The organism is Hoeflea sp. IMCC20628, from assembly GCF_001011155.1.
GTDB lineage: Bacteria > Pseudomonadota > Alphaproteobacteria > Rhizobiales > Rhizobiaceae > Hoeflea.
Genome location: NZ_CP011479.1, coordinates 4,064,862 through 4,078,204 on the forward strand (window position 1 = coordinate 4,064,862; position 13,343 = coordinate 4,078,204).

The following is a 13,343-nucleotide window of genomic DNA, read 5'->3' on the forward strand; positions in this document are numbered from 1 at the left end:
CGCCATTGGCAGGTGGCGCGGCGAAAGGTTGCAGGGTCCGTTGCGCATCCAATTGGATGCACGGCGCTGTAGGCCCGTAATTCCGGACGCAGCACCTGTTGTGCTGCTCAACCGGGCGTGGCGTCACGGTGTTCGTCGAGCAGCTTGCGGATGGCTGCAAGACCAGGCAGAGACTCGGCCATGATCTTGCGATCGCCCTCGCCCAGTATCCGCTGAAACGCCAGCGTTGCGGCGCTGACCGCCTCGATCTGAAACGCGCGGCCTGGCTGGGTGAGAAAAACCTGCTTGGAGCGCGCGTCCGTTGCAGACGGCCGGGTCTCGATGAAGCCGCGCTTTTCCAGCACGGCCAACGAGTGGCTCATGGTTGCCTTGGTAACCTGCATGGCAGCGGCAATGCTGAGCGGCGTCTTGCCGTCGCCCATCCGGACCAGATGGTTAAGAATGAAGAAATGCGACGGGTGCACCCCATCAGGCAGAACCCTGGCAAGCAAGGCCCCCGATAGCTGGGCGATGATGCCAATCTCGTTGAAATAGGCGAAGACCTTTCCCGCATCGGCATTGGCGCCCAAGGAGCGTTCGGAGGGGCGATCAGCATCCATTCGCGTTCATACCTTTTTCATACGGGCCTTTTTCAAACGGGCCTCAGCTTGGCCTCGAGCGGCCAGCGCGGACTGACCGCGAGTTCCGGACCATAACCGAGCCTTGCCAGCATTTGAACCGTACCATTATCGGGCGCAAGCCGGGCATGGACATTTTCGTAGATCCCGGCCATTTCAGGATATTCCTGCAGCGCCTGTGACAATGGCTGAAAGCTCACCCCCTGAGCCGTCGCCACCAGATTGACGCGAAGCCAGTCGCGTCCTGCGGCGATCTGATCGGCGCGGCTGTTACCCGGCGTGACCATCCAGACATGGGCCATCGCGGTGCGGGTGTTCTCAAGCACCGCCGAAATGCCCTGCTGATAGGCCGAGGAAGAGCGATCCAGCGCAATCTCCCGGTCAAACTGGCCAATGAGCGCCAAAGTCTCAAACATTGGACCGGAGAAATCGATACCATCGGGATTGGCATTGATTTCCGCCTTGCCGATGCGGAACAGATCGACGCTCTCCTTGTAGGTTCGGGGCGTGTCGATCTCAAGTCGCATGGCCTCCTCTGTAAGCGCACGCCAGGCTTCGACCTCTGCCGGCGCGTTGGTGCCGCCGAGCCTGCCGCCATGGCGGGCCGAGGCAAGCACCGCCTGAAGCGCGGTGTCAGGCACGGCGCGATCCAGATCAAATGGCTCCTTGTTTGAGCGACGGGCCATGACATGGGCAAACAGCGGGTCGGACCTGACAGCCGGATCATCGATGAACCGGGCTATCGCCACAGGCGCTGCGGTGAGCCCCGCCGGATTAGAGCCTTGCGGGAACAGGTCGAAATCTACGCGGTGGCCGGTTTCGGCGGCAGCCATGGTCATCAGCTCGAGAAAACACCCCAGCCCGATGGTGATCTGGCGGTTAAACGGATCGGTGTGCGGCAATAACCGATCAAGATCGACGCTGAGGATGACGGTGTCATCGTTCTGCAACTCGACCTGCCAGGGCTGGCGGTTGTGCGGATTGGGCGCCAGGATCGCATAGGACAAGGCCCGCATCCGCGGCTCGGCATAGCCGCTTGCTCCGGCCTTCCCCCAGGGGGCCTGAGCCTTGGTCGGGGTGCGGGTCATGGCAAAGCCGGCGCCAGAACCCGCTGCCAGAATGATGCCGCCGCCAAGGATTTTGATAAAACTTCTGCGCTGCATGACAATCTCCTTTAGTTCGATATCCACCTATATATGGTTAGATATCGAACTTTTAAAGCTCAAAAAGCGCTGAGGCAGCTCGGGCTTGCTCCATGACTCCTGACGCCGGTTCGTTGTTGCCCTGCGAGCGAACACAAAAATGCCGGGACGAAGCCCGGCATTCTCCAAAAGCAGTGGTCGAGAGACGGGATCTAGTGCGAAGGCTTGATGAAGGTGCCGTTTTGCAGTTCGGTCACCGCCTGAATCAGCTCGGAGCGCGTGTTCATGACGATGGGGCCGTGCCAGGCCACCGGTTCCTTGATCGGCTTGCCCGACACCAGCAGGAAGCGAATGCCTTCGTCGCCCGCTTGCACGGTAATCTCGTCGCCAGTGTCAAACACCACCAATGTGCGGTCACCCGACATGTCGCGGATCTGGATCTCTTCGCCTTCGACTTCCTTTTCGACCAGCACGCCAAAGGGTTTTGACGCATCGCGAAAGCTGCCCGATCCGGCGAAGATATAGGCGAAAGCCGAGCGGTAGGCGTCAACCTTGAAGGTCTTCCTCTTGCCCGGTGGCACCGAGATATCGACATAGGACGGTTCGGCGGCAATGCCGTCGACCGGGCCGCGCTTGCCCCAGAACTCGCCGCAGATAATGCGCGCGGCAGTGCCGTCGTCATCGATCTCGACCGGAATGTCGGCAGAGGTGACGTCCTGATAGCGTGGTGCAGTCATCTTCATCGAGGACGGCAGGTTGGCCCAGAGCTGGAAGCCGTGCATGCGGCCATTGGCATCGCCCTTGGGCATTTCCTGGTGCATGATGCCGCTGCCTGCGGTCATCCACTGAACGTCGCCGGCGCCGAGTATGCCGGTGTTGCCGAGGCTGTCGCCGTGATCGACGGTACCGGCCAGAACATAGGTAATGGTCTCGATGCCGCGATGCGGATGCCAGGGAAATCCCTTGAGATAGTTTTCCGGGCGCTCGTTGCGGAAATCGTCAAACAGCAGGAACGGATCGGTCAGCGACGGATCGTCGAAGCCGAAAGCGCGCTGCAGCTGCACGCCGGCACCTTCGAGATGCGGCACGGCTGTGGATTGATGGCGGACTGGTCTGATGGACATGGCAGTCTCCTCGATGTCGAACCCGGCAACTCAGGCCGGTGGTGTTGAAGTTATCCCATAGATAGCTGCTTGTGGCGTTCACAAAAAGTGGGCCAGATCGAACGCACTGTTCATTTTTTGAACGTAAGCCGGGATTCAGCTGTCACGGAACCCCAACCCGCCTGGCCGCGTTGGCTCCTTACCAACAAAGGAGAATTCAATGACCAACATGACAGCACTAACCCCCGAAGACGTGTCTGCGCATCAGACGCTGACGCAGAAAGAAAAGATCAACCGGTTGAGCGACATGAAATTCGAGCTGGAACGACAGACTCGCCGCGGCACCGCGGATCTGGATCAGGTGGAGGCGCGCATGGCGTCGATCAATCTGGCGATGGACCGGGTGAAGAAGGGCTGAAGAGCAATTCGGGGATAGTTTAATTATCGTCCCCCGAATTTCACGCCGTCGCGCCGCGCCCCAATGCGGACAGGGGAATGGCCGTCGTTTCCTTGATCTCCTCCATGACGAAGGAGGCGGAGACGTCGGCCAGCTGCACCTTTGCGATCAGCCGTTGATAGAGCCGGTCATAGGCTTTCACGTCGGAGACGCGGGCGCGCAGCACATAATCGAGGTCGCCGGAGGTGCGGTAGACGCCGACAATTTCCGGAAACGCGCCGACGGCGTCGCGGAATGTCTTCAGCCAGTCGGCATCATGGCTGGCGGCGCGGACAAAGATGAACACCGACAACCCGCAGCCGGCAGCTTCGGCGTCGAGGATGGCGACGCGATCCTTGATCAGCCCGCGCTCCTCCATCAGCTTGACCCGGCGCCAGCAGGCGTTGCGTGACAGGTTCACCCGCTCCGACAGCGCGTCGACCGACAGAGTGCCGTCCCGCTGCAGCTGGCTAAGGATTCGAACATCCATATCGTCTATCTGGTGCATACTGGGTCATATATCCCAATTTTCAAAACATTTAAAGGACATTCGGGACACAACTCCCTTTTGAACGGGCTATCCTCACACACTCAAGACACAAATGAGGGAACCCAGCCGATGTCCAGCCAGATTGCCCGCCTGTTCACCACCCACCCGCACTCGGTCGACGAGAGCTATTTCGAGCACCTGCTGTTTGCCGGGACATTCTCGGGCAAACTGTTCATCGCGGGCCTCGCTGCGCTGTGTCATGCGGTGCTGCCGTTTACCTTTGAGAAAACTGCAAGCCGTATGATCAACGAGCTGCATCACCGGATGCACAACCGGAGCAAATAGAACCGCATGTGCAGATGGGCCGCCTACCGAGGAACGCCGATCCCGCTGGAGCAGATTGTCTCCGCACCCGGCCATTCGCTGATCGAGCAATCGCATCACGCCACACAAGCCAAGACGGCGACCAATGGCGACGGCTTCGGCATCGCCTGGTATGGCGAGCACTCCGAGCCGGGGCTTTACCGCGACGTGCTGCCGGCCTGGTCGGACTGCAATCTGAAATCGCTGGCAAGGCAGATCCGCTCGCCGCTGTTTCTGGCGCATGTACGCGCCTCGACCGGAGGTGCGACCAGCCGCGACAATTGCCACCCCTTCGTGCACGGCAAATGGTCGTTCATGCACAATGGCCAGATCGCCGGTTTCGATGCGATCCGGCGGCCAATGGAAGCGGCGCTTTCGGACCGGCTTTATCGGGCACGGCACGGCACCACTGATTCGGAACTGCTGTTCCTTCTGGCAATTGAATTCGGACTTGAGACAGATCCGGCCGCCGCATTCAGCGAAGCCATCCGCTTTGCGCTGGCTCAATCGGCACGTGCCGGGATGCGCGAGTTGGTGCGCTTTACCGCCGCGTTCTCCGACGGCGAGACGCTCTATGCAATCCGCTATGCCACCGACGCCTATGCACCGACACTCTATTCGGCGCCGACCTGCGGCAACCAGGGGCATTGCCTGGTATCAGAGCCGTTCACCGACACCGAGACCAGGTGGCATGAAATCCCGGCTGGCAGCATCGTGACGCTGACAGCAGGCGGGATTTCTTCGGCACGGTTTGCGCCGCTGCAGGTGGAAGCGGTGAAGATTGCTGCGGTGGCGTGACGGGCCTGAGATCCGGCGGTCCGGCCCGGAAGAATTGTTCACTCCGATCCTGAGACGGTTCTGCCCTCAAGCCGGGCAAGGACCTGCGCGGCAGCGAAGCGGCCCGACCAGATCGCACCCTCAATGTAACCCGAGAAGGCATCGGCGAGATCGGTTCCGGCAAAGCTTATGCGCCCAGATCCCTGCTGCAGGATGGCGACCGCATCCCGCGCCGCCGGATCGGTCACCACCGCACTGTAGCCGCCGAGCCCCAACGCATCGCTGCCCCAGTCGCGTTCAAGATAATCCAGCGGTGCCAACGCCTCCGGCCCGAAGGCGCGGGCCAGTTCTTCAAGCACAAGACTGCGGCGCCCGGCTTCCGTCCTGGCGCGGAACGCCGCGGCTGACGGGCCGCCCATGAAGCCCACCAGCATCGGCCGCGCCGGATCGTGGCTTGCATCGCCAAACCAGATCCCCGACGGTTCGGACCACTGGCACATTCCGCTCCAGCCCCGCTGGTTCCAGAACGCGCGCTCGTAGCGGATCAGGAACTTGACCACATCGCCGCGGGAAAAGGCGGAGCCGGCCTTGGCCGTGGCTGCCGGCAGTGGCGGATCAAAGCCGATCTCCGGCCAATGGATCGGAGAGATGGCCAGCACCATCTGGCGCGCGGCAATGCGACCGGTTGCGGTCTGGATGACAATTCCGCCATCGCTTTGCTCAATTGCACTGAGTTTTTGCGACAAACGGATATGGCCCTCAAGGCCGTCAGCCAAGGTCGCTGCGACGGCATGCATGGTTCCCTCGACAAAATGCTGCATTTCAGAGACTTCGCGCGGCCCGTTGCGATGCATCGCGATCAAGGTCCAGAGCGGCTGGCGGGCGGCCGCAATGCAGTTGGCGCATTCGGCAATCGAGACAAATGCAGTGCGGATTGCCGGATCGGGCGTGCGTTGCGCAATCCACCCGGCGACAGTGATATCGGCCATATCCGGGGTGAGCTCGACATGCCGGAGTTCATCGTAATAGATCTCGTTGGCCCGCGCGAAGGCTTCTGCCTCCGGATGCGGATGAGCCTGTTCCGGCACTGATGCGGCAGGCAGGGCTCGCGGCAAACCCCGCTCGGCCGGCGTAATCAGGCGACGGTTCTGGCGGCGGATCAGATCGAGGATCAACGGCATTTCGTCACAGACGAACTGACCACCGGTATCGATCTTTTCACCCAGGCCATTGAGCATGGCTTCGCTGCAGCCGCCGACCCGGTCGCGGGCCTCAAGAACAATCACGTGCCGCCCGGCCTTGATCAGTGTTTCCGCAGCACTCAAACCGGCAAAGCCCGCACCGGCCACCACAACATCACACGATTGCATCCGCATTCCCGTCTTCCATCTGCATTCTCTGTGCCTCGCTGACTTCAATCAGCCTGCACTCAATGCTTATTGTTTCAGCTGTTGGGCGATGCGCTGAGCCAGCCTGTCGGCGACCTCGGCCTTGGAAAGATCCGGCCAGTCCTCGACGCCTTCCTTCGAGACAATGCGAACGCGGTTGCGGTCGCCGCCCATGATGCCGGTGGCGGGGGAGACGTCGTTGGCGACGATGAAGTCGGCGCCCTTGCGGACGAGCTTGGCCTGGGCATTGGAGACCACATCGGCGGTTTCGGCGGCGAAGCCGACAACGAGGTGCGGACGCTCAGCGTGGTGGCCGATGGTCTTGAGGATGTCCGGGTTTTCTGTCAACTCCAGAGGCGCGGGGCCCTCGCCCGGCTTTTTCTTGATCTTTTCGCCCGAGGCTGCGGCAACGCGCCAATCGGCGACGGCGGCAACGAAGACGGCGATGTCGGCGGGCAAGGCTGAAGTGACAGCTTCAAGCATGTTGGCGGCGCTCTCGACGCGGATGACATTGACGCCGGCCGGATCAGGGATTGTCACCGGGCCGGAGACCAGCGTGACCTCGGCGCCGAGCCGGGCGAGGCTGGCGGCGATGGCGTGGCCCTGCTTGCCGGACGAGCGGTTGGCGATGTAGCGGACCGGGTCGATCGGCTCGTGGGTCGGGCCGGAGGTGACGATGGCGCGCTTGCCGGCGAGCGGCTTGGGACTGTTGTCGAGCAACGCCTCGATGCTGGCAACAATCTGCAGCGGTTCGGCCATGCGGCCCTCGCCGGCCTCATTGGATTCGGCCATTTCGCCGGCCATCGGGCCGATGAAACGGATGCCATCTTTCCGCAGCATCTCGACGTTGCGGCGGGTTGCCTTGTGCGCCCACATCGCCGGGTTCATCGCCGGCGCTATCAGCACCGACTGGTTGGTGGCGAGCAACACGGTGGAGGCGAGATCATTGGCAAGGCCATTGGCCATCCTGGCCATCAGATCGGCGGTGGCGGGGGCGACGCAGATGAGGCCGCAGTCGCGCGCCAGCCTTATATGGCCGACATCCTGCTCGTCCTCGCGGGAAAACAGATCGGTGTAGACGTGATCGGCGGCGAGTGCGCCGACGGCCAGCGGGGTGATAAATTCCTGCGCAGCGGCGGTCATCAGCGGTCGGACCTCAGCACCGCGCTCGCGCAGACGGCGGATCAGATCGAGAGATTTATAGGCGGCAATGCCGCCGGAGATAATCAGCAGGATACGTTTACCGGCAAGCGTCTGCTGGACGGGTTCACTTGGTGCTAACGATACAGGCGCGGCAACCGGCGGCGATGCTGCCGTGTCGGCAACTGTATCCAGCCCGGCGAGGATGAAGCGCATCTCCTCCTCCATCGAGCGGCCGTTTCTGGCGGCACGCTCGCGCAGCGCCTGCTTGGCCGACTCGTCGAGATTGCGGATTGTCAACGTTGCCATGAAAACTCCATTGCGCATCCATGCGCAGTTCCAACGCAGTGTATGCATTGCAATCATTGCAGTCAAACGAAGCTGTGACGGATAGGTTCGAGCGTCTGCCCGGGCGACTTGTCGCCACAGGAGCGTATCCCGAAGGGAAACGACAACCCGGCAGCGGGCCGGGTTGTCCAAGCCTCGTGCGGTCAGGCCGCCTTGAGGATCTCGATCATCTCGATTTCGAAAATCAGATCCTTGCCAGCCAGCGGATGGTTGGCATCGACGGTGATTTCCTGTTCGGCAACGGCGGTCACGATGAGTGTCATCTGCGCGCCCTCTGGCGTCTGGGCCTGCAACTGCATACCCTCCTGCGGCTCGATTTCCGGCGGCAGGGCTTCGCGCGGAACGCTCTGAACCTTCGCCGCATCGTGGGGACCGTAGGCCTCTTCGGCCGGAACGGTGACCGTCTGCTTGTCACCGACCTTCATGCCCTCGACTCCGCGGTCAAGACCGCTGATGATCTGGCCGGAACCCAACTGGAATTCAAGCGGCTCGCGTCCCTCGGAACTGTCGAACTTGGTGCCGTCTGTCAGTTTGCCGGTGTAGTTTATCCGTACGGTGTCGCCGGATTTGGCCTCGCTCATATGTATATCCAATGCTTGTGTATTTCCCGGGGCGTCCGTGGGTGTACGGATCTCGTGCGCGATGCGCTGCCGGGTTTCCTGCCCTGACGGCGGCTATGGTGCCGTCGGCGAATGTTGGTTCGGCGCTCTATGGCCCATCCAATGTCCCAGTTTGCGGGAAATGGACCGGAATTGCAAATCTGGCGACGCGCTCCGGAATCAACACCACGCCGGATTCAGGAGGTCGCCCCTTCACCTCAACCGCAACGCATGCGTCGCTTCGGGCTCATCGACCGGCTCAAACCCCAGCAATTCATAAAATCTTCGCGAGGCGGGCGTGGCGCGCAGGCGAATGCGAGAGAACAGGCTCGCGGTGCCGTCGAGCGTCCGGGCCACCAGTTCGCGGGCGATGCCGCGGTGTCGGTGGTCGAGGCTGACATAGATATGGCGGATACGACCGGCGTTCTCGGTGGTGTAAGGATCGCGGTTGAGACCACAAAAACCGATCAGCTTGCCGTCATCGAAGGCGCCGACCAGGCGCTCGCCGGGGCCGTCGAAACGGTTGGTGCCGGACTCCCAGTCATGGATCATGCGCTCCACATAGGCGTAGCCATCGCTCCAGGCTTCATCAGACAGGGGCTGAACGTCGTGGTCGTCGAGCGACACCTGGCGATAGGTGATCATTCCGCTACCATAGCGGATGAATCGCCAAAGCCCCCCATACTGATGCGGCAGCAATGATCCATAGCGCCACGCGGCCCGAACGGGTGTGGCGGGCTTCGGCCTTGCCGATGGCTTCCGAGGTGGCGGCATCAAAGCGCAGGCCGTTCTCCGCCATGTCGCCAACTTCAGTGGCGAAGCGTTCGGTGCGGGCAGCGAGATCGGGCAATTGCTCGGCCAGCTTCAGCGCCGCAATGGCGCCGGCCTTGATATCGACGGCGATGCGCTGGGGTCCGAGATTGTCGCGGATCCAGTCGCCGACCACCGGCTCGGCGGCCTTCCACATGTTGAATTTGGGATTGAGCGTGCGGGCAACACCCTCGACCACCACCATGGTCTTTTGCAGCATCACCAGTTCTGGACGGGTCTCCATGTCGAACAATTCGGTGACCTCGAACAGCAGCGTCAGCAATCTCGCCATCGAGATGGTTTCGGCAGGCTGGCCATGGATCGGCTCGCCGATGGCGCGGATGGCCTGGGCGAAGCTCGCCGGGTCGTGGCGGGCGCTGACATAACCGGCCTCGAAATGGACATCGGCGACGCGCTGGTAATCGCCGGTGATGAAGCCATAGAGGATTTCGGCGAGGAAACGGCGTTCCTTTTTGCCGAGCCGGCCGACAATGCCCATGTCGACGGCGACGATCATGCCTGCCGGGTCGACGAAGAGATTGCCCTGGTGCATATCGGCATGGAAAAAGCCGTCGCGCAACGTGTGACGCAGGAAGGACTGGATCAGCGTGTCGGCGATAAGATCGAGATCGTGGCCGGCCGCCTTGAGGCCTGCGACATCGCTCATCTTGACGCCGTCGATCCATTCCATGGTGACGCAATCGCGGCCAGTGCGTTCCCAGTCGACCGCGGGCACCCGGAAACCCGGATCGTTTTTGGTGTTCTCGGCCATTTCCGAGAGCGCTGCTGCCTCGAGCCTGAGATCCATCTCGATGCGGGTGGTCTGTTCCAGCGTTTTGGTGATCTCGACCGGGCGCAGCCGACGCGACGACGGGATGTAGCGCTCCTGCAGTTCCGAAACCAGATAGAAAGCCTCGAGATCATGCTTGAAGCGCTGGCGCACGCCGGGGCGGATGACCTTGACGGCGACCTGGCGGGCGCCGGTCTCATCGGTGACTTCAGCCGGATGCACCTGGGCAATGGAGGCTGCGGCAATCGGCGGGTCAAAGCGCGAATAGAGCTCCGAAATCGGCCGACCGAGCGAGGCTTCAATGGCCGTGCGGGCCAGGGCCTCCGGAAAGGTCGCCATCCGGTCCTGCAGGCCAGACAGATCATCGGCGATATCGGCGCCGACCACATCGGGCCGGGTGGCGAGGAACTGGCCGAGCTTGACCCAGGAGGGACCGAGCCGTTCGACTGCGCGGGCCAGTCTGTCGGTGCGCTCGGCGCTTTTGGCCTGACGCTTGGCCAGCAGACCGGCAACCCGGTGGCCGAACTTGAGCGGGCCGGGTAATTCGTCAGCAGGAAGCGAGGAGACCACGCCTTCGCGCACGAGAATGAAGCCCGCGCGCATCAGGCGCAGATAGGTGCCGAGACTTGCCATGCCGCTCAGATCTTCCAGGCCGAATGCAGCGCTGCAATGCCGCCGGTGTAATTGGTGTAGCCGACGCGGGAGAAACCGGCGCGCTCGATCATCGCCGCAAAATCCTTCTGACGCGGGAACTTGCGGATTGATTCGACCAGATACTGGTAGGGCTCGGCCTCGCCGGCGATGGCCTTGCCCATGGCCGGAATGCCGTTAAACGACCAGGCGTCATAGATACGATCAAGGATCGGCATCTCGACCTCGGAGAATTCAAGGCAGAGGAAGCGCCCGCCCCGGCGCAGCACCCGGTAGGCTTCGCGCAAGGCCTTGTCGATGTCGGGCACGTTGCGAATGCCGAAGGCGATTGTGTAGGCGTCGAAGCTCGAATCCTCGAAGGGCAGTTCCTCGGCATTGGCCTCGACGAAATCGAGATTGCCGGCATAGCCCTTCTTTTCGGCGCGCTCGGCACCAACGCCAAGCATCGAGCCGTTGATGTCGAGAACGGTACCCTGCGCCTGACCGTCTGACGCTGCGACGATACGGAAGGCGATGTCGCCGGTGCCGCCGGCCACATCGAGAAAACGGAAGCCCGGGCGACGCGGCGGATTGAGGCTTGCAACAAGCGCATCTTTCCAGACCCGGTGCATCCCGGCAGACATGACATCATTCATGATGTCGTAGCGCTTGGCGACCTTGTGAAAGACGTCGTTGACCAGGGTCTGTTTCTCGCCATCCTCGACGGTGCGAAACCCATAGCTGGTCTGCATTCCGCCATCCGTGGCGACGCGCTGTTCTGACATCACTTCATCCCGTATTTCTTCAACTTGCGTCAAATTGACCGGAACCCCGCACGGGAACCGGCTAAAGCTGACGCGACCATAGCGGATCACTCATCAGCGCGCTATCTACGCATGACGTATCCCGCCTGCGGCATAGCGCTCCGCCTTATAAGCCAGCCGCCGGCATATTGAAACCAGCCCGAGGAGTTCGCGTTGCCCGAATTGCCAGAAGTCGAAACGGTCCGCCGTGGTCTGCAGCCGGTGATGGAGGGCGCCAGGATCATCCGCGTCGAACAACGCCGCGCCGATCTGCGTTTTGCGTTTCCTGTTGATTTCGTGGCCCGGCTGGAAGGTCGACAGATCACCTCGCTTGGCCGCCGGGCAAAATACCTGATTGCCGACCTCGATGATGGCGCAGTGCTGGTCAGTCATCTGGGCATGTCGGGATCGTTCAGGATCGAGGCGGATGGCGACGGATCGCTGATTCCCGGGGTGTTTCATCAGGCACGCTCAAAGGACGGCAAGCACGATCATGTGGTGTTTCATATGGAAGGTCCGGCGGGCAAGGCCCGGGTGATCTACAATGACCCGCGACGCTTCGGCTACATGGACCTGATGGCACGCGCCGCCCTTGCCGATCACCCTTGGTTCAAAAGCCTCGGCGTGGAGCCGACCGGCAACTCTCTCGACGCCGGTGAACTGGCCGGACGGCTTGCGGGCAAGAAAGCCCCGTTGAAGGCGGCGCTGCTCGACCAGCGCATCATTGCCGGCCTGGGCAATATCTATGTCTGCGAAGCAATGTGGCGGGCAGAGCTGTCGCCGGTCAAACCTTCAGGGCGGCTGGTGCGCAAGAGCGGCAAACCGACCGAAGCTCTCGAACGGCTAACCCAGTGCATTCGCACAGTGATTGACGAGGCTATTGCGGCTGGCGGCTCATCTCTCAGGGATCACATCCGCACAGACGGCACACTGGGTTATTTCCAGCATGGATTTTCCGTTTATGACCGTGAGGGAAAGGCTTGCCCCCGGCCCGGCTGTGGCGATACGGTCCGCCGCATGGTGCAAAGCGGGCGCTCGACTTTCTATTGCCCGCGCTGCCAGACACATTGATTCCGCCAGGATACCTGCCCCTCAGAGGCCAGGCCTGACAGGCTGCAACAAGGAGAGATATGATGGCGCTGAAGACATTGAAAACTGAAACACACGGCCGGGTGGCCATCATCACGCTCAATCGGCCCGACGCGCTCAATGCGCTGAATTCGGAACTGCTCGGCGAGTTGCGCGCCACGCTGGCGCAATATGGCGCCGACGACAAGATCGGCGCGATCGTGCTGACCGGCTCGGAAAAGGCCTTCGCCGCCGGCGCCGACATTAAGGAAATGCAGTCGCTCGACTTTGTCGGCGCCTATATGGATGATTTCTTCGAAGGCTGGAGCGCGGTTGCCGCGACTCGCAAGCCGGTGATTGCTGCAGTAGCAGGCTATGCGCTGGGCGGTGGCTGCGAACTGGCGATGATGTGCGATTTCATCATTGCCGCCGACACGGCCAAATTCGGCCAACCGGAAATCACGCTGGGCGTGCTGCCGGGCATGGGCGGCACCCAGCGACTGACCCGCGCGATCGGCAAGGCGAAGGCGATGGATCTGTGCCTGACCGGCCGAATGATGGACGCCGAGGAGGCCGAGCGGTCGGGTCTGGTCGCTCGCGTCGTGCCGGCAGCCGAGCTTCTGGCGACAGCCACCAAGGCGGCGGAGAAGATTGCCGGGTTCTCGTTGCCGGTGGCGATGATGGTCAAGGAGTCGGTCAACCGGACTGATGAAATGACGCTGGCCGAAGGTTTGCGCTTCGAACGGCGGATGTTCCATTCGCTGTTTGCCACCGAAGACCAGTCGGAAGGCATGAGTGCCTTCGTTGAAAAGCGCAAGGCGCAGTTCAAGCATCGCTGA

15 protein-coding genes are annotated in these 13,343 nt (G+C 61.9%); 5 read left to right on the plus strand and 10 right to left on the minus strand.

The window, feature by feature from the left end:
* Nucleotides 1-107: 107 nt before the first annotated feature.
* The 3 genes from IMCC20628_RS19070 to IMCC20628_RS19080 form a co-directional block, all read right to left on the minus strand.
* Nucleotides 108-599: a MarR family transcriptional regulator gene (locus IMCC20628_RS19070; protein WP_047031511.1), complete on the minus strand. Its 492-nt coding sequence runs from the start codon at nt 597-599 to the stop codon at nt 108-110.
* A gap of 32 nt (nt 600-631) precedes the next feature.
* Complete coding sequence (locus IMCC20628_RS19075) at nt 632-1,780, minus strand: hypothetical protein (RefSeq protein ID WP_047031512.1); 1,149 nt, start codon at nt 1,778-1,780, stop codon at nt 632-634.
* 191 nt (nt 1,781-1,971) lie between these two features.
* Nucleotides 1,972-2,883 carry a pirin family protein gene (locus IMCC20628_RS19080; protein WP_047031513.1) on the minus strand — a complete coding sequence of 304 codons (912 nt, stop codon included), beginning with the start codon at nt 2,881-2,883 and terminating at the stop codon, nt 1,972-1,974.
* A gap of 199 nt (nt 2,884-3,082) precedes the next feature.
* Between IMCC20628_RS19080 and IMCC20628_RS19085 the strand changes: the two genes are divergently transcribed.
* Nucleotides 3,083-3,280 (plus strand): hypothetical protein, encoded by a 198-nt coding sequence (locus IMCC20628_RS19085; protein WP_047031514.1) that lies wholly within the window; start codon nt 3,083-3,085, stop codon nt 3,278-3,280.
* 40 nt (nt 3,281-3,320) lie between these two features.
* On the opposite strand, the gene IMCC20628_RS19090 is transcribed toward IMCC20628_RS19085, so the two are convergent.
* Nucleotides 3,321-3,806: an Lrp/AsnC family transcriptional regulator gene (locus IMCC20628_RS19090; RefSeq protein ID WP_047031515.1), complete on the minus strand. Its 486-nt coding sequence runs from the start codon at nt 3,804-3,806 to the stop codon at nt 3,321-3,323.
* A 111-nt stretch (nt 3,807-3,917) separates the two neighbouring features.
* On the opposite strand from IMCC20628_RS19090, the gene IMCC20628_RS19095 reads away from it, so the two are divergent.
* Both IMCC20628_RS19095 and IMCC20628_RS19100 read left to right on the plus strand, forming a co-directional pair.
* Nucleotides 3,918-4,133 (plus strand): DUF6356 family protein, encoded by a 216-nt coding sequence (locus tag IMCC20628_RS19095; protein WP_047031516.1) that lies wholly within the window; start codon nt 3,918-3,920, stop codon nt 4,131-4,133.
* A gap of 6 nt (nt 4,134-4,139) precedes the next feature.
* Nucleotides 4,140-4,949 (plus strand): class II glutamine amidotransferase, encoded by an 810-nt coding sequence (locus IMCC20628_RS19100; RefSeq protein ID WP_047031517.1) that lies wholly within the window; start codon nt 4,140-4,142, stop codon nt 4,947-4,949.
* Nucleotides 4,950-4,987: 38 nt separating this feature from the next.
* On the opposite strand, the gene IMCC20628_RS19105 is transcribed toward IMCC20628_RS19100, so the two are convergent.
* The 6 genes from IMCC20628_RS19105 to ubiE all read right to left on the minus strand — a co-directional run bounded on the left by IMCC20628_RS19105 (nt 4,988) and on the right by ubiE (nt 11,418).
* Nucleotides 4,988-6,304 (minus strand): FAD-dependent oxidoreductase, encoded by a 1,317-nt coding sequence (locus tag IMCC20628_RS19105; RefSeq protein WP_047031518.1) that lies wholly within the window; start codon nt 6,302-6,304, stop codon nt 4,988-4,990.
* Between the two features lie 60 nt (nt 6,305-6,364).
* Nucleotides 6,365-7,765, minus strand: a complete 1,401-nt coding sequence (coaBC, locus tag IMCC20628_RS19110) for a bifunctional phosphopantothenoylcysteine decarboxylase/phosphopantothenate--cysteine ligase CoaBC (RefSeq protein ID WP_245307824.1) — start codon at nt 7,763-7,765, stop codon at nt 6,365-6,367.
* Between the two features lie 182 nt (nt 7,766-7,947).
* Complete coding sequence (locus IMCC20628_RS19115) at nt 7,948-8,385, minus strand: peptidylprolyl isomerase (RefSeq protein WP_047031519.1); 438 nt, start codon at nt 8,383-8,385, stop codon at nt 7,948-7,950.
* A gap of 231 nt (nt 8,386-8,616) precedes the next feature.
* Entirely contained in the window at nt 8,617-9,048 is a 432-nt protein-coding gene (locus tag IMCC20628_RS19120; protein ID WP_052766554.1) for a GNAT family N-acetyltransferase, read from the minus strand.
* A 4-nt stretch (nt 9,049-9,052) separates the two neighbouring features.
* A complete protein-coding gene (gene ubiB / locus IMCC20628_RS19125; protein WP_047031520.1) occupies nt 9,053-10,636 on the minus strand; it encodes a 2-polyprenylphenol 6-hydroxylase in 1,584 nt (527 codons plus the stop codon).
* 5 nt (nt 10,637-10,641) lie between these two features.
* Nucleotides 10,642-11,418 carry a bifunctional demethylmenaquinone methyltransferase/2-methoxy-6-polyprenyl-1,4-benzoquinol methylase UbiE gene (ubiE, locus tag IMCC20628_RS19130; RefSeq protein ID WP_047031521.1) on the minus strand — a complete coding sequence of 259 codons (777 nt, stop codon included), beginning with the start codon at nt 11,416-11,418 and terminating at the stop codon, nt 10,642-10,644.
* A gap of 192 nt (nt 11,419-11,610) precedes the next feature.
* On the opposite strand from ubiE, the gene mutM reads away from it, so the two are divergent.
* Nucleotides 11,611-12,507: a bifunctional DNA-formamidopyrimidine glycosylase/DNA-(apurinic or apyrimidinic site) lyase gene (gene mutM / locus IMCC20628_RS19135; protein WP_047031522.1), complete on the plus strand. Its 897-nt coding sequence runs from the start codon at nt 11,611-11,613 to the stop codon at nt 12,505-12,507.
* Between the two features lie 62 nt (nt 12,508-12,569).
* Nucleotides 12,570-13,343 (plus strand): enoyl-CoA hydratase, encoded by a 774-nt coding sequence (locus tag IMCC20628_RS19140; RefSeq protein ID WP_047031523.1) that lies wholly within the window; start codon nt 12,570-12,572, stop codon nt 13,341-13,343.